Source organism: Clostridium kluyveri, from assembly GCF_001902295.1.
Taxonomy (GTDB): Bacteria; Bacillota; Clostridia; order Clostridiales; family Clostridiaceae; genus Clostridium_B; species Clostridium_B kluyveri_B.
The window spans coordinates 4,392,230-4,409,096 of record NZ_CP018335.1; the positions used below are offsets into that span (position 1 = coordinate 4,392,230).

A 16,867-nucleotide genomic window follows, 5' to 3' on the forward strand; every position below is an offset into this window, starting at 1 on the left:
AGTAAGGTCTGACATAATAAATGCTTTCTTCCATCTAAATCTTAAGTAATTGAATATTTTACTACCTTTTATTTTGTATAGAAAAACTATGCAAAGTATGTAATAATTAATTATGAGTTATAAATTATATTTAAGGAGAAAATGTATGCAAAATAATGTATTGGCAATTGTTAATAATGTGGAAATAACCGAAAATGATTTCCAAAATATAATAAAGAGATTTCCTGCAGAAAGGCAGCAATATTTTAATACAGATGAAGGTAAAAAACAGTTATTAGATGAAATTATATCTTTTGAACTTTTTTATAATTATGGTAAGGAAATTGAATTAGAAAAAGATAAAGATTATTTAATTAAGTTAGAAATGACTAAAAAGGAATTATTAATTCAAGAGACAATATCTAAAGTTATGGAAAATATTAAAGTTACTGATAAAGAGGTAGAAGATTATTATACCAATAACAAATCTATGTATAAAAAACCTGAAAATGTCACTGCAAGACATATATTAGTGGATTCTTTTGAAAAGGCTGCTCAAATATCCAATGAGATAGAAAAAGGTCTGTCTTTTGAGGATGCAGCAAAAAAATACTCCTCATGTCCATCTAAAGCCCAAGGTGGTAACTTAGGTAACTTTACTAGGGGACAGATGGTACCTGAATTTGAAACAGCAGCTTTCCAATTGGAAATAGATACATTAAGCAAACCTGTAAAAACTCAATTCGGATATCACCTTATAAAAGTAGAGAAAAAAGAAAAAGATTCTATAAAAGGTTTCGACGAAGTAAAAAATGCTATAAAAAATGGGCTATTACAAGAAAAAAGAACTCTTGAATATTCAAAATGCATTAATAACTTAAAAGATAAATACCCAATTCAAATCAAGTGATTCAGAGGTTCAGGTGGAGCTTGCTATAAATAAATGCTTATCTTCATCTGAACCTTATTAACAGTATTCTTAGTGTCTTTAGTACTTAGAATACATATTCTTTAGGAAAAGAACTTATCCAAGTGCCTAGCAGTTCTTATCCACTTTGAATAAGTTGGGGATATCGGCTAATTATAGCGTTTGGATAAAATAATATTTAATATAAATTAGGGGTGATTTTATGAGTTACGAAAAGTTAAAATCAGTTGTAGACTCAAGTGAAAATATTGTATTTTTAGGAGGTGCTGGAGTTTCTACTGAATCAAATATACCTGATTTTAGATCTGAAGCAGGTATATATAAGACTAAAAATAATTTTTCATATCCTCCCGAAATAATGCTAAGTCATACATTTTTCATGTCTCATACTGAAGACTTCTTTGACTTCTACAGAAAAAAAATGATATATAAAGATGCAAAACCCAATGATACGCATTATGCTTTAGCAGAATTAGAAAAAATGGGAAAGCTAAAGGCCATAATAACCCAAAATATCGATGGACTTCATCAAATGGCAGGATCACATAATGTGTTAGAATTACACGGTTCAATTCACAGAAACTACTGTACTAGATGTAATAAATTCTTTGATTTAGATTATGTAATAAAAAGTACTAATCTTATTCCGAAATGTGATAAGTGTAATGGATTAGTTAAACCAGATGTAGTTTTATATGAAGAGAGCTTGGATATGGATGTATTAAATAACTCTGTGGAGTATATACGTAAAGCAGATATTTTAATTGTAGGAGGTACATCTCTAGTAGTATATCCTGCAGCAGGACTGGTTGATTATTTTAATGGCAGTAATTTAGTTCTTATAAATAAATCTACTACTCCTTATGATAATAAAGCTAATATAGTTATACATGACAGCATAGGAAAAGTTTTAAAAAGTATACTTTAAAGTATACTTTTTAAAATGCTTGTTTCAGTGATAAAAATAGAATGTCAATAAGACATTCTATTTAAAACATATCCGGCAGCGACCTGCTCTCCCACAGGGCCTCCCCTGCAGTACCATGGGCACTGTGGAACTTAACCTTCCTGTTCGAAATGGTAAGGGGTGTTGCCTCCACGTTATTGCCACCAGATTTGTATTCTCTTGTTCAGAAGACTTTATCCCCTGAAAATTGCACAGTAAATATTATTTGGTCAAGCCCTCGACCTATTAGTATCAGTCAGCTTAACATGTTGCCATGCTTACACCCCTGACCTATCTCCTCCTCTTCTCGGAGGGGTCTTACTGGCTTTCGCCATGGGAAATCTTGTCTTGGGGTGGGCTTCACACTTAGATGCTTTCAGCGTTTATCCCTTCCCGACTTAGCTACCCAGCTGTGCTCCTGGCGGAACAACTGGTTCACCAGCGGTCAGTCCATCCCGGTCCTCTCGTACTAGGGACAGCTCCCCTCAAATTTCCTACGCCCGCGACGGATAGGGACCGAACTGTCTCACGACGTTCTGAACCCAGCTCGCGTGCCGCTTTAATGGGCGAACAGCCCAACCCTTGGGACCTACTCCAGCCCCAGGATGCGACGAGCCGACATCGAGGTGCCAAACCTCCCCGTCGATGTGAACTCTTGGGGGAGATCAGCCTGTTATCCCCGAGGTAGCTTTTATCCGTTGAGCGATGGCCCTCCCACGAGGTACCACCGGATCACTAAGCCCGACTTTCGTCCCTGCTCCACCTGTGTGTGTCGCAGTCAAGCTCCCTTTTGCCTTTGCACTCTCCGAAGAATTTCCAACCCTTCTGAGGGAACCTTTGTACGCCTCCGTTACTCTTTTGGAGGCGACCGCCCCAGTCAAACTGCCCGCCTATCATTGTCCCGTGTCCAGTTTCATGCACTCCGGTTAGAATTCCAGTACTGCCAGGGTGGTATCCCAACGTTGACTCCAGAAATGCTGGCGCACTTCCTTCTCTGCCTCCCACCTATCCTGTACAGGCAATACCAAAATTCAGTGATAAACTGCAGTAAAGCTCTACGGGGTCTTTCCGTCCAATCGCGGGTAGCAAGCATCTTCACTTGCACTTCAATTTCGCCGGATTTGTTGTTGAGACAGTGCCCAAATCATTACGCCATTCGTGCGGGTCGGAACTTACCCGACAAGGAATTTCGCTACCTTAGGACCGTTATAGTTACGGCCGCCGTTTACTGGGGCTTAAGTTCTTGCCTTCGCTTACGCTAAGCAGTCCCCTTAACCTTCCAGCACCGGGCAGGCGTCAGCCCCTATACTTCAGCTTTCGCTTTAGCAGAGACCTGTGTTTTTGATAAACAGTTGCTTGGGCCTTTTCTCTGCGGCCTCTTTCGAGGCACTCCTTTTCCCTAAGTTACGGAGTCAATTTGCCGAGTTCCTTAACAACAATTCTTCCGATGGTCTTAGGATTCTCTCCTCACCTACCTGTGTCGGTTTGCGGTACGGGCACACTCCTGCTCCATAGAGACTTTTCTTGGCAGTGTGAAATCAGATACTCGTCCTTGCGGACTCCCCTTCAAAGCCCAGGATTATCGGACATACGGTTTTTCCTTTATGTCCTCCCTCACTCCTTGGACACACATCCATTCGTGTGCACATCCTATCCTTCTGCGTCATCCCTTCTGTTCTTTTTCGCAAAAATGTGGTACCGGAATCTCAACCGGTTGTCCATCGCCTACGCCTTTCGGCCTCGGCTTAGGTCCCGACTTACCCTGGGCGGACGAACCTTCCCCAGGAAACCTTAGGTTTTCGACCAATAAGATTCTCACTTATTTCTCGCTACTTATGCCAGCATTCTCTCTCCTGCACTGTCCACCATTCCTTCCGGTATGGCTTCTGCCTGTGCAGCATGCTCCTCTACCGCCCTTTCAGGCCCATAGCTTCGGTGGTAAGTTTTAGCCCCGGACATCTTCGGCGCATGACCTCTTGACTAGTGAGCTATTACGCACTCTTTAAATGTATGGCTGCTTCTAAGCCAACATCCTAGTTGTCTTCGAAATCACACATCCTTTTCCACTTAACTTACACTTCGGGACCTTAGCTGTTGATCTGGGCTTTTTCCCTTTTGACTACGGATCTTATCATTCGCAGTCTGACTGCCGGGATTCAAGTATATGGCATTCGGAGTTTGATAAGGTTCGGTAACTGTTGTCAGCCCCTACCCCAGTCAGTGCTCTACCTCCATTACTCACTCCCGACGCTAGCCCTAAAGCTATTTCGAGGAGAACCAGCTATCTCCGAGTTCGATTGGAATTTCTCCGCTATCCACAGCTCATCCCATGGTTTTTCAACACCAACGTGGTTCGGTCCTCCACGAAATTTTACTTCCGCTTCAACCTGGCCATGGATAGGTCACCCGGTTTCGGGTCTACGGCATACAACTCCCCGCCCTTTTCAGACTCGGTTTCCCTTCGGCTCCGTACCTTAAGTACTTAACCTTGCTGCATACCGTAACTCGCTGGCTCGTTCTACAAAAAGCACGCCGTCGTACTTTAACGTACTTCGACTGTTTGTGGACACACGGTTTCAGGTTCTATTTCACTCCCCTCCCGGGGTTCTTTTCACCTTTCCCTCACGGTACTCCTCCTCTATCGGTCACCAGGTAGTATTTAGCCTTGGGAGGTGGTCCTCCCTGCTTCCCACAAGGTTTCTCGTGTCTCGTGGTACTCCGGTACAGGTTTTTTTGTTTCTGCTTTTCACTTACAGGGCTTTTACCTTCTGCGGCCCAACTTTCCAGTTGAATTCAATTAAGCTTCCACATTTTTTATTACCTGACCTCTACCCCGGAAACAAGTTTCCGGTTTGGGCTCTTTCCCTTTCGCTCGCCGCTACTTAGAAAATCGATTTTTCTTTCTCTTCCTCCGGGTACTTAGATGTTTCAGTTCCCCGGGTTTTCCCCTCCATGCCTATATATTCAGCATGCAGTACCTATTGTTTTATAGGTGGGTTTCCCCATTCGGACATCTCTGGTTCTCTGGCTATTTGCGCCTACCCAGAGCTTTTCGCAGCTTATCACGTCCTTCTTCGGCTCCTGGTGCCAAGGCATCCTCCATGCGCCCTTTGTAGCTTGACCTTGTTACCGAAAATTACTGCTAACTTCGCACAGCTTCGTCAAGCCTTTCCCTGCGGTGCTCATTTACACAAGTAAACTCTGCTCCTCACTCAAGTCTTTCCTCGCTCTGCTCGTTATCACTAATTTTCTTTTAAAAATTGCTACTAACTTCGTACAACTGCGTCAAATGCCTCACTGTGGTGCTCATTTACATAAGTAAATTCTGCTCCTCCTTCGGCCTTTTCCTTGCTGTACTCGTTATTATCAATTTTTATCCTTAGTTATTTATTATAACTGTTTGTTATAACCTATCTATAAGCATAACTTTAATTATACTTAATACTACAAAGGTTATTTCTAACCTTAGCTTTACTTCTTTTATTTACTGTGCAATTTTCAAAGGACAATTTCTTTCAACCTACAGTGCTTATCTAAAACTTACACCCTAAAATGAAAGCGGAATCTAGCTTTTAGTTGTCAACTTTCATTGCCAACTGACTATGATCCCTCAAAATTAAACAGAATAAAGGGTAACTTATTTATCTCAAATTCCAGCTTTTAAGGCAGGTTATTTTCCAGCCTTTCGACTCCTTAGAAAGGAGGTGATCCAGCCGCAGGTTCTCCTACGGCTACCTTGTTACGACTTCACCCCAATCACTAACCCCACCTTCGGCCGCGTCCTCCTTTTGGTTAGACTACGGACTTCGGGTGTTGCCAGCTCTCATGGTGTGACGGGCGGTGTGTACAAGACCCGGGAACGTATTCACCGCGACATGCTGATTCGCGATTACTAGCAACTCCAACTTCATGCAGGCGGGTTTCAGCCTGCAATCCGAACTGGGGGCAGTTTTTGAGATTTGCTCCTCCTCGCGGTATTGCTTCTCTCTGTTCTGCCCATTGTAGCACGTGTGTTGCCCTGGACATAAGGGGCATGATGATTTGACGTCATCCCCACCTTCCTCCACGTTAACCGCGGCAGTCTCGTTAGGGTGCCCACCTTTACGTGATGGCAACTAACGACAGGGGTTGCGCTCGTTGCAGGACTTAACCTAACATCTCACGACACGAGCTGACGACAACCATGCACCACCTGTCTCCCTGCCCCGAAGGGCTTCCTCCATTACGAGTTATTCAGGGGATGTCAAGTCCAGGTAAGGTTCTTCGCGTTGCTTCGAATTAAACCACATGCTCCGCTGCTTGTGCGGGTCCCCGTCAATTCCTTTGAGTTTTAATCTTGCGATCGTACTTCCCAGGCGGAGTACTTATTGTGTTTACTGCGGCACAGGGGGGGTCGATACCCCCTACACCTAGTACTCATCGTTTACGGCGTGGACTACCAGGGTATCTAATCCTGTTTGCTACCCACGCTTTCGTGCCTCAGCGTCAGTTACAGTCCAGAGAACCGCCTTCGCCACTGGTGTTCTTCCTAATCTCTACGCATTTCACCGCTACACTAGGAATTCCGTTCTCCTCTCCTGCACTCTAGATATCCAGTTTGAAATGCACTGCCCGGGTTAAGCCCGGGTCTTTCACATCTCACTTAAATATCCGCCTGCACACCCTTTACGCCCAGTAATTCCGGACAACGCTCGCCACCTACGTATTACCGCGGCTGCTGGCACGTAGTTAGCCGTGGCTTCCTCTTCCGGTACCGTCATTATCGTCCCGGATGACAGAGCTTTACGATCCGAAAACCTTCTTCACTCACGCGGCGTTGCTGCATCAGGGTTTCCCCCATTGTGCAATATTCCCCACTGCTGCCTCCCGTAGGAGTCTGGACCGTATCTCAGTTCCAATGTGGCCGTTCACCCTCTCAGGTCGGCTACGCATCGTCGCCTTGGGGGGCTTTTATCCCTCCAACTAGCTAATGCGACGCGGGCCCATCTCAAAGCGGATTTCTCCTTTAAGGTATTTACCATGCGATATTTACCTTTTATGCGGTATTAATCTCCCTTTCGGGAGGCTATCCCCCTCTTTGAGCCAGGTTACCCACGTGTTACTCACCCGTCCGCCGCTAATCCATCCCCGAAGGGACTTCTTCGCTCGACTTGCATGTGTTAGGCACGCCGCCAGCGTTCGTCCTGAGCCAGGATCAAACTCTTAATTTAAAAGTTTCATTGACTCTGTTAAAAAATTAATACTAACTTCATATTTCTGCGTCAAGCCTTTCGCTGCGGTACTCATTTACCCAAAGTAAACTCTGTTCCTCACTCAAGTCTTTCCTTGAACTATTCGTTATTATTAATTTTTTGAAAATCACTATTAGCTTCGCCCAGCGACCTCATATGCCTCATTCCGGTGCTCAATTACATAAGTAAGTTCCGCTCCTCATTCAGCCTTTTCCTCGCTGTACTTGCTACTAGCAATTTTAGTATATCTCTTCCAGTAAAGTACCGGATAAACATACTTTATTACGAAATTACTCTCTCTACTGCTCTCGCAGCTCAAAAGAATTGCTGGTTTATTCTTAATAAATAAGTTTACCTATCTTCTTCATTCTGTTTAATTTTCAAGGATCATATCTAACCTTTACTGCCGCCTGTTTTCCCAGACAGCTTTTATAGTATATCATCTCATTTTCCCTTTGTCAACACTTTTTTTAGCATTTCAAAGATTAAAATTTTGAAGGTACACATGCTGCTAAAATTACTATTCTATATTTCGCAGCAACATGTGATATTCTATCATAATTTATTTTAATGTCTCTGTGAGATATATCCATTATATAAAAATAACTTTTATATACACCATATAATTCTTATTTTCTATAATATACTTATATTGATACGCTAGGTTATGTTTATTTATCTGAAGTCCACTATATTTTAAAACTTTATCCTGAAACTACCATTACTGGTACTCCAACTTTCTTCAAAGTGGGAAATAAGCATTACCCTATAGCAAGCTCCACCTAAGCCTAAAAATAACTTGCTCCGAACTGTCTTAGAAAAAATTGAGGCATATCACATTTACATTGAAATCCCATATGCTTTAAAGCTTCCTGAAGAGCATAAAGACTATAACTTATTAAGTCTTTTTTGGCATTTTCTCCCATATGACCTATTCTTATAACCTTATTTTTCAAATATCCAAAAGAACCTGCTATCATAATATTAAAATTAATTAACATGAATTCTCTGAGCTGCTTTTCTTCTATACCTTTTGGAACCTCAATAACGGTAACTGTATTAGAATAACCTTTTTCCACATATAGATTAAGGCCTGCTTCTATAATAGTCTTTCTTAAACTTTCAGCAATTATTCTATGTCTTTCCAAAATATTTTTATCTTCTAGAATATTATCTAAAGCTACTTTAAGTCCAATTATATTACTTATTGGAGGGGTATATGGAAACCATTTATTTTCATAGTATTTTTCCCAAATTAGTAAATTACAATAAAAAGACCTTATGGGCTCTTTTCTACTTTTCATAGCTAACAAGGCTTCTTCACCCATACTAATCAGAGTAAGCCCCGGAGGAGCTGAAATACATTTTTGCGAACCACCTATAACTATATCTATATCCCAATTATCAACTTCTAATTTTTCTCCTCCCATTGCAGAAACACTATCTACTAAAGTCAATATACCTCTTTTTTTAAGCAAAGGACATATTTTTGACACATCATTCAATACTCCTGAAGGAGTATCACAATGTACAATAGTTGCATATTTGAAATTACTATCTTTATCTAAAAATTTTGCCAATTCTATTACATCTATTTCTCTCCTCCTATTTCCTTTAAAAAATTCCACCTTCCCACCATATAATTTTACTAAATCAGCAAATCCTTCTCCAAATATGCCATTATCAATCACAAGAACCCTATCTCCTTCTTCTGTAAGAGAAGCACAGGCTGCTTCTAATCCTAACATGCCCTCTCCACCTAATATTATAGTCTGATTTTTAGTTTTTAATAATCGGCCTATTTCTTTACAGGCATCTCTATAAAAATCATAAAATTTTACATCCAGATCTGGATTAGTAGTCCTCATACTCATTGCAAGCCTAACATTTTCTCTAATTTCTGTAGGCCCTGGAGTCAGTACATATGGAATGTTCAAGAAAATCACCTCTTTAAATAATTTTAGTAGTATTATAATACTATTGTTTTTTTTAATGAAATGTATGGATACAATTTATTAAAAGTCAATTATATATTTGACACTTATGTTAAAATATAAAAAAGATTATTTAATTATTGAAGAAAGGAATTCTTTTATGAAAGCTGAAGAAAAAATTAGAGAAAAAATTAGAGAGATATGTGAGAGTTATAAGGATACACCTACAGAAGGATACATTTCTGGCAGTGGACCTATTCCTTGTCCTATACTATTTATTGGAGAAGCTCCAGGAAAAACAGAAATAATACAAGGAAAACCTTTTGTTGGTATGGCAGGAAAAACTTTTGAGAATTATTTAACTTCTATAGGGTTAAGAAGAGAAGAAGTAAGAATCACAAATACTTGTTTTTTTAGACCAATTAAGATTAAAATATCAAAAGATGGTAAAGAAACTATAAGCAACAGAACTCCTAAAATATCAGAAATTAAATTATTCAAAGAAATATTAAATGAAGAAATTAATCTTGTAAATCCTAAAATAATTATTACATTAGGGAATATACCTTTAAAAAGTTTTACTGAATTTGACTCCATAGGAAAATGTCATGGTACTATCTATTTTAATGAGAATCTAAAGAAACCCGTATTTCCTATGTACCATCCTTCTGCTTTGACTTACAATAGAAATAAAAATTTTCAATCTATATATGAGGAGGACTGGGAAAAATTAAAAGGAGCTCTAAATACCCTTTAGTTCTCCTTTTCACAAAAAATTTTTTTATGAATAAAATAACCTACTAATAGTCCCATACTACCTCCTATTATGTCTATAAATATATCTTTTATTCTGGCTGTTCTTCCAGGTATAAATATTTGATGAATTTCATCCGTACATGCATATAGAACTACTATAACAATGGAAATTATAAATACTTTTTTTATTTCAAACTTACCTTTTATAATATTAAACAATAGTATAGCTAGTATAAAATACTCAAGAAAATGGGAGGCCTTTCTAACCATAAAATTAGATAAATTTCCAAAGAAAGCATTTAAGTCCAAACCTAAAGTTTGAATTAGATATATAAAAAATCTACTTTTTTCATTTGACATGGTAGATGTTTCATTCGAAAAAATAAATATTACTACCATCCATAGTATAACTAAAATCCATTTAATTTTCTTCATATAACTTTTCTTATATTAGCTCCTTAAAATTTTCTAATTCATTTAATACCTTTATAGTATTTTCTATATCATAAATAGATATCATCTCTGAAGTAGAATATTTATATCTACATGGTACTGCAATCTCGCCAGTTCTTATGCCTATCCGCTCTTTATGTACAAGTCCTCCTTGGGATTTACTTGTGCTTATACTGTATTGAAATTTTACATCCGCTCTTTCAGCAGCATTTTCTAATATATCTTTTATATCTTTATGCATTATCAAAGAACTATCCATAATCTTTAATACGGGACCATCACCTATATCTATTTTTGTTTCCTCTTTATTTTTTGTGTTTTCAACGCCTACTATTATACAATAGTCAGGATTTATAGTATTTGCAGCTATTCTTGCACCTATTCCTCCAATTTCTCCTTGAGAAGCAAATACAAAGTTAAATTCGATATCATTTATTTCAATACTTTCTAAAAGCTTCAAAAGTATATAACATCCTACCTTATTATGAAGTAGAGGACTTATTATATTATTATTTCCCACTTTTAAATAAGGTCCCACAAGTGATGCCATGTCTCCTTCTTTTATCTTTTTTAATGTATCTTCCCTGTTACTTGTGCCTATATCCACAAAAACACCTTTTGAAGATGTACACACTTTACCCAGTGTACCATTATGAAATCTTATAAAGCTATGTGATATATCCTGAGTATTAAACTCTCCTATACTATTTACTTTTATCATTCCATCTTCTTCTATATCATTAACTATAAATCCCACTGAATCCATATTGGAACATATCATAACTTTATTTTTACCAGTTCCCACTTTCACTAATATATTACCTATATTATCTTCATGTATATCATGATCAGATTCCTTTAAACTCTCTTTTATCACTTGTCTAATTTCATCTTCTTTTCCACTAATCCCAAAAGAATTAATTAATTTTAACAAAAGCTTATCCATAATTTTCACCCCTTATACCATTCTAAATATTTATACTATAGTCCTCTAAATAGCTTTTTAATAAAATTAAAGTATTATCATAATCAGCTAAGCTGCATATAGAAATATTAAAATTCATGTATCTGCATGGCAATAATATCGATGCAGTTTTGCAATTATTAACAGTAAGATACGCTGCTTTAAGTTCTCCTTCTCCGTGAGTATCTCCAATTTTTTGATATGGTATTCCTATGTCATCTGCCTTATTCCGGATAGATTCTACAATGCCTCTATCGAATATACACTGTCCACCTTTAAAAGGTATAACAGGACCTTCTCTTAATTTACTTGTCCTGAAATAACTGGGAATTTCCATATAATCTATACTATTTATGGTGTCTAAAATTATGACCATATCTGGATTAATATTGTAAGCAGCTGCATGAATTCCTCTTTGGTCTATATTTCCCTGAACATTAAATACACCATATAAGTTGCAATTTAAATCTTCTTTCAATAACTCCATAAGTATAGAACATCCTACTCTATTATCTAAAGCTTTCCCTTTTAAAAGGTTATCTCCAAAATGAGAAAATTCATTATTAAATACTACAAAATCTCCTAATGATATAATCCTCCTACATTCCTCTTCAGAAGAAGCGCCTATATCTATACACATATTTTCGTAGGATATATTTTCATCTTTTTCTTTCTTGCTCTGAATATGTATTGGCTTCATTCCAATAACCCCTGGTATTTTTTTATCTCCAATTAAAACAGCCTTAGCAGGAAGTGAATTTTTATCTATATCCCCCAATGTGGAAAATTTTAATGTTCCATCTTTATTATAGGCTGTTATTATGAGACCTAATTCATCTACGTGAGAAATCACCATTATTTTAGGTAAAGAATCATTTTGTCTATCCTTATGAACTATAATATTTCCCATTCTATCTATAAGTATATTATCAGTAAAAGTACTTAATTCATCTCTTATTACATTCCTAATGTGTTCCTCATATCCCGAAGGCCCTATAGAATTACAGAGTTTTTCTAAAAACAAAATAATCCCTCCAATTCACTCTCTTTTAAATCCTGAATAAATCTTGCTAACAGTCTTCCTGTATTTCTTATATCTTCGATGTTAACTACTTCCACTGATGTATGCATATACTTTATAGGAATAGATATAAGAATTGTAGCTATTCCTCCCACGGAAGTTTGAATATCCCAAGCATCCGTTCCTGTATTTCCTGGTTCTACTTCAACCTGATAAGGGATATTATACTTATCTGCTGTTTCTATTAATCTATTTCTGATTTTAGCATGTATATTAGGTCCTATGCATATAACTGGTCCTTTGCCCAGCTTATTTTCTCTATTATTATCTCCTAATATTCCACCATCAAAGGTTACATCAAGTGCTATACCTATATCAGGCCTAATATCATAACTTACCATTTTTGCTCCTCTATGACCCACTTCTTCCTGGCATGAGCACACGAAATATATATCCAAATCAGAATTTACATTTTTAAGTTCTTCTGCACAAACGTACATAGCAAAAATACTGGCTCTATTATCTATAGATTTACAGCTTACATTATTATTCAAAAGATATATCATCTTTCTATCTAATGTGATATAATCCCCTAATTTAACTATACCGTTTAACTTCTCTTTATTAAATCCAGTTTCTATATATAAATTTTTCATAGAAACTTTACTTTTCTCTTTATCATCATAATTATATTTTAATGCTACAATTCCAGATATATTTTCTTTTCCATGAATGATGACTTCCTGAGACACAAGACTTTTAGCATCTATTCCAAAGCCTTCAAATTTTATAAATCCATCTTCTGAAATTTCTTTTACCATTAAAAAAACTTCATCCACATGGGACATTATCATTAATTTATTAGAAGTTATACCTTTCTTGTGTATATACATGTTATTTAATTTAGTTATAGTTGTGTTTCCAAATTCATTAAAATTGTCCTTTATAATAGAATACAACCAATCTTCCCTTCCACTTGGTGCATGGGCTTCACATATTATTCTAAAAAAGTCTAAATCTTTCATATTTGCCTCCAATCAAATATATTAGTAATGTAATTGTACTTCAGCTAATCGTTATGGATCACTTTAATTATAACATAATTATAATGAAAATTTTTCAATTATCGGAATATAATAATTTATTGTGAATCTAATTAAATATATGATTTTTTGTAAAAATAATAAGGAAGCATATTATTAATATGCTTCCTTATTGGTGGCTCACCGGGGAATCGAACCCCGGACAACATGATTAAAAGTCATGTGCTCTACCAACTGAGCTAGTGAACCAAAACATATCCGGCAGCGACCTGCTCTCCCACAGGGCCTCCCCTGCAGTACCATGGGCACTGTGGAACTTAACCTTCCTGTTCGAAATGGTAAGGGGTGTTGCCTCCACGTTATTGCCACCAGATTTGTATTCTCTTGTTCAGAAGACTTTATCCCCTGAAAATTGCACAGTAAATATTATTTGGTCAAGCCCTCGACCTATTAGTATCAGTCAGCTTAACATGTTGCCATGCTTACACCCCTGACCTATCTCCTCCTCTTCTCGGAGGGGTCTTACTGGCTTTCGCCATGGGAAATCTTGTCTTGGGGTGGGCTTCACACTTAGATGCTTTCAGCGTTTATCCCTTCCCGACTTAGCTACCCAGCTGTGCTCCTGGCGGAACAACTGGTTCACCAGCGGTCAGTCCATCCCGGTCCTCTCGTACTAGGGACAGCTCCCCTCAAATTTCCTACGCCCGCGACGGATAGGGACCGAACTGTCTCACGACGTTCTGAACCCAGCTCGCGTGCCGCTTTAATGGGCGAACAGCCCAACCCTTGGGACCTACTCCAGCCCCAGGATGCGACGAGCCGACATCGAGGTGCCAAACCTCCCCGTCGATGTGAACTCTTGGGGGAGATCAGCCTGTTATCCCCGAGGTAGCTTTTATCCGTTGAGCGATGGCCCTCCCACGAGGTACCACCGGATCACTAAGCCCGACTTTCGTCCCTGCTCCACCTGTGTGTGTCGCAGTCAAGCTCCCTTTTGCCTTTGCACTCTCCGAAGAATTTCCAACCCTTCTGAGGGAACCTTTGTACGCCTCCGTTACTCTTTTGGAGGCGACCGCCCCAGTCAAACTGCCCGCCTATCATTGTCCCGTGTCCAGTTTCATGCACTCCGGTTAGAATTCCAGTACTGCCAGGGTGGTATCCCAACGTTGACTCCAGAAATGCTGGCGCACTTCCTTCTCTGCCTCCCACCTATCCTGTACAGGCAATACCAAAATTCAGTGATAAACTGCAGTAAAGCTCTACGGGGTCTTTCCGTCCAATCGCGGGTAGCAAGCATCTTCACTTGCACTTCAATTTCGCCGGATTTGTTGTTGAGACAGTGCCCAAATCATTACGCCATTCGTGCGGGTCGGAACTTACCCGACAAGGAATTTCGCTACCTTAGGACCGTTATAGTTACGGCCGCCGTTTACTGGGGCTTAAGTTCTTGCCTTCGCTTACGCTAAGCAGTCCCCTTAACCTTCCAGCACCGGGCAGGCGTCAGCCCCTATACTTCAGCTTTCGCTTTAGCAGAGACCTGTGTTTTTGATAAACAGTTGCTTGGGCCTTTTCTCTGCGGCCTCTTTCGAGGCACTCCTTTTCCCTAAGTTACGGAGTCAATTTGCCGAGTTCCTTAACAACAATTCTTCCGATGGTCTTAGGATTCTCTCCTCACCTACCTGTGTCGGTTTGCGGTACGGGCACACTCCTGCTCCATAGAGACTTTTCTTGGCAGTGTGAAATCAGATACTCGTCCTTGCGGACTCCCCTTCAAAGCCCAGGATTATCGGACATACGGTTTTTCCTTTATGTCCTCCCTCACTCCTTGGACACACATCCATTCGTGTGCACATCCTATCCTTCTGCGTCATCCCTTCTGTTCTTTTTCGCAAAAATGTGGTACCGGAATCTCAACCGGTTGTCCATCGCCTACGCCTTTCGGCCTCGGCTTAGGTCCCGACTTACCCTGGGCGGACGAACCTTCCCCAGGAAACCTTAGGTTTTCGACCAATAAGATTCTCACTTATTTCTCGCTACTTATGCCAGCATTCTCTCTCCTGCACTGTCCACCATTCCTTCCGGTATGGCTTCTGCCTGTGCAGCATGCTCCTCTACCGCCCTTTCAGGCCCATAGCTTCGGTGGTAAGTTTTAGCCCCGGACATCTTCGGCGCATGACCTCTTGACTAGTGAGCTATTACGCACTCTTTAAATGTATGGCTGCTTCTAAGCCAACATCCTAGTTGTCTTCGAAATCACACATCCTTTTCCACTTAACTTACACTTCGGGACCTTAGCTGTTGATCTGGGCTTTTTCCCTTTTGACTACGGATCTTATCATTCGCAGTCTGACTGCCGGGATTCAAGTATATGGCATTCGGAGTTTGATAAGGTTCGGTAACTGTTGTCAGCCCCTACCCCAGTCAGTGCTCTACCTCCATTACTCACTCCCGACGCTAGCCCTAAAGCTATTTCGAGGAGAACCAGCTATCTCCGAGTTCGATTGGAATTTCTCCGCTATCCACAGCTCATCCCATGGTTTTTCAACACCAACGTGGTTCGGTCCTCCACGAAATTTTACTTCCGCTTCAACCTGGCCATGGATAGGTCACCCGGTTTCGGGTCTACGGCATACAACTCCCCGCCCTTTTCAGACTCGGTTTCCCTTCGGCTCCGTACCTTAAGTACTTAACCTTGCTGCATACCGTAACTCGCTGGCTCGTTCTACAAAAAGCACGCCGTCGTACTTTAACGTACTTCGACTGTTTGTGGACACACGGTTTCAGGTTCTATTTCACTCCCCTCCCGGGGTTCTTTTCACCTTTCCCTCACGGTACTCCTCCTCTATCGGTCACCAGGTAGTATTTAGCCTTGGGAGGTGGTCCTCCCTGCTTCCCACAAGGTTTCTCGTGTCTCGTGGTACTCCGGTACAGGTTTTTTTGTTTCTGCTTTTCACTTACAGGGCTTTTACCTTCTGCGGCCCAACTTTCCAGTTGAATTCAATTAAGCTTCCACATTTTTTATTACCTGACCTCTACCCCGGAAACAAGTTTCCGGTTTGGGCTCTTTCCCTTTCGCTCGCCGCTACTTAGAAAATCGATTTTTCTTTCTCTTCCTCCGGGTACTTAGATGTTTCAGTTCCCCGGGTTTTCCCCTCCATGCCTATATATTCAGCATGCAGTACCTATTGTTTTATAGGTGGGTTTCCCCATTCGGACATCTCTGGTTCTCTGGCTATTTGCGCCTACCCAGAGCTTTTCGCAGCTTATCACGTCCTTCTTCGGCTCCTGGTGCCAAGGCATCCTCCATGCGCCCTTTGTAGCTTGACCTGATAATTTAGTCCAAATCTTCGATTTGGTTACTAAATTGCACTCCTCAGCCTCAGCTGAGTGAGTTTCATTAAAAAATTGCTATTAACTTCGTACAACTGCGTCAAATGCCTCACTGTGGTGCTCATTTACATAAGTAAATTCTACTCCTCCTTCGACCTTTTCCTTGCTGTACTCGTTATTATCAATTTTTATCCTTAGTTATTTATTATAACTGTTTGTTATAACCTATCTATAAGTATAACTTTAATTATACTTACTACTACAAAGGTTATTTCTAACCTT

General features: G+C 39.6%; 8 protein-coding genes, 1 tRNA gene and 5 rRNA genes. 3 read left to right on the forward strand and 11 right to left on the reverse strand.

Going from position 1 to position 16,867, the window contains the following annotated elements; genetic code table 11:
• The first annotated feature begins 145 nt into the window (after positions 1 to 145).
• Together BS101_RS21525 and BS101_RS21530 are read left to right on the forward strand one after the other, a co-directional pair.
• Positions 146 to 889, forward strand: a complete 744-nt coding sequence (locus BS101_RS21525) for a peptidylprolyl isomerase (RefSeq protein ID WP_073540905.1) — start codon at positions 146 to 148, stop codon at positions 887 to 889.
• 220 nt (positions 890 to 1,109) lie between these two features.
• A complete protein-coding gene (locus BS101_RS21530; protein ID WP_073540907.1) occupies positions 1,110 to 1,835 on the forward strand; it encodes an NAD-dependent protein deacylase in 726 nt (241 codons plus the stop codon).
• 70 nt (positions 1,836 to 1,905) lie between these two features.
• Here BS101_RS21530 and rrf (BS101_RS21535) read toward each other — a convergent pair.
• The 4 genes from rrf (BS101_RS21535) to BS101_RS21550 form a co-directional block, all read right to left on the reverse strand.
• Positions 1,906 to 2,022, reverse strand: a 5S ribosomal RNA gene (gene rrf / locus BS101_RS21535).
• Between the two features lie 57 nt (positions 2,023 to 2,079).
• Positions 2,080 to 4,976 (reverse strand): 23S ribosomal RNA (locus BS101_RS21540).
• A 574-nt stretch (positions 4,977 to 5,550) separates the two neighbouring features.
• A 16S ribosomal RNA gene (locus tag BS101_RS21545) occupies positions 5,551 to 7,063 on the reverse strand.
• Together the 16S, 23S and 5S rRNA genes form the textbook arrangement of a ribosomal RNA operon.
• Positions 7,064 to 7,872: 809 nt before the next feature.
• The gene (locus tag BS101_RS21550; RefSeq protein ID WP_073540909.1) at positions 7,873 to 9,021 is read right to left on the reverse strand and encodes a pyridoxal-phosphate-dependent aminotransferase family protein; all 1,149 of its coding nucleotides are present in this window, start codon (positions 9,019 to 9,021) and stop codon (positions 7,873 to 7,875) included.
• Between the two features lie 157 nt (positions 9,022 to 9,178).
• Here BS101_RS21550 and BS101_RS21555 point away from each other — a divergent pair, with 157 nt between their 5' ends.
• Positions 9,179 to 9,775 (forward strand): uracil-DNA glycosylase, encoded by a 597-nt coding sequence (locus tag BS101_RS21555; RefSeq protein WP_073540911.1) that lies wholly within the window; start codon positions 9,179 to 9,181, stop codon positions 9,773 to 9,775.
• Here the strand turns inward: BS101_RS21555 and BS101_RS21560 are convergent.
• The 7 genes from BS101_RS21560 to BS101_RS21590 all read right to left on the reverse strand — a co-directional run bounded on the left by BS101_RS21560 (position 9,772) and on the right by BS101_RS21590 (position 16,582).
• Positions 9,772 to 10,209 (reverse strand): VanZ family protein, encoded by a 438-nt coding sequence (locus tag BS101_RS21560; RefSeq protein WP_073540913.1) that lies wholly within the window; start codon positions 10,207 to 10,209, stop codon positions 9,772 to 9,774. The genes BS101_RS21555 and BS101_RS21560 overlap by 4 nt on opposite strands.
• 10 nt (positions 10,210 to 10,219) lie before the next feature.
• Positions 10,220 to 11,173 carry a hydrolase gene (locus BS101_RS21565; protein ID WP_073540915.1) on the reverse strand — a complete coding sequence of 318 codons (954 nt, stop codon included), beginning with the start codon at positions 11,171 to 11,173 and terminating at the stop codon, positions 10,220 to 10,222.
• 22 nt (positions 11,174 to 11,195) lie between these two features.
• Positions 11,196 to 12,215 carry a M42 family metallopeptidase gene (locus BS101_RS21570; RefSeq protein ID WP_073540917.1) on the reverse strand — a complete coding sequence of 340 codons (1,020 nt, stop codon included), beginning with the start codon at positions 12,213 to 12,215 and terminating at the stop codon, positions 11,196 to 11,198.
• Complete coding sequence (locus BS101_RS21575; protein WP_073540919.1) at positions 12,206 to 13,237, reverse strand: M20/M25/M40 family metallo-hydrolase; 1,032 nt, start codon at positions 13,235 to 13,237, stop codon at positions 12,206 to 12,208. The genes BS101_RS21570 and BS101_RS21575 overlap by 10 nt, the downstream gene beginning before the upstream one ends.
• Positions 13,238 to 13,428: 191 nt before the next feature.
• Positions 13,429 to 13,504, reverse strand: a tRNA-Lys gene (locus tag BS101_RS21580).
• Positions 13,505 to 13,511: 7 nt separating this feature from the next.
• Positions 13,512 to 13,628 (reverse strand): 5S ribosomal RNA (gene rrf, locus BS101_RS21585).
• Between the two features lie 57 nt (positions 13,629 to 13,685).
• Positions 13,686 to 16,582 (reverse strand): 23S ribosomal RNA (locus tag BS101_RS21590).
• Between the last annotated feature and the right edge of the window lie 285 nt (positions 16,583 to 16,867).

Coding starts and splice junctions, on each gene's coding strand:
- BS101_RS21525 (WP_073540905.1), top strand. CDS start 146: ATGCAAAATAATGTATTGGCAATTGTTAATAATGTGGAAATAACCGAA.
- BS101_RS21530 (WP_073540907.1), top strand. CDS start 1,110: ATGAGTTACGAAAAGTTAAAATCAGTTGTAGACTCAAGTGAAAATATT.
- BS101_RS21555 (WP_073540911.1), top strand. CDS start 9,179: ATGAAAGCTGAAGAAAAAATTAGAGAAAAAATTAGAGAGATATGTGAG.
- BS101_RS21560 (WP_073540913.1), bottom strand. CDS start 10,209: ATGAAGAAAATTAAATGGATTTTAGTTATACTATGGATGGTAGTAATA.
- BS101_RS21565 (WP_073540915.1), bottom strand. CDS start 11,173: ATGGATAAGCTTTTGTTAAAATTAATTAATTCTTTTGGGATTAGTGGA.
- BS101_RS21575 (WP_073540919.1), bottom strand. CDS start 13,237: ATGAAAGATTTAGACTTTTTTAGAATAATATGTGAAGCCCATGCACCA.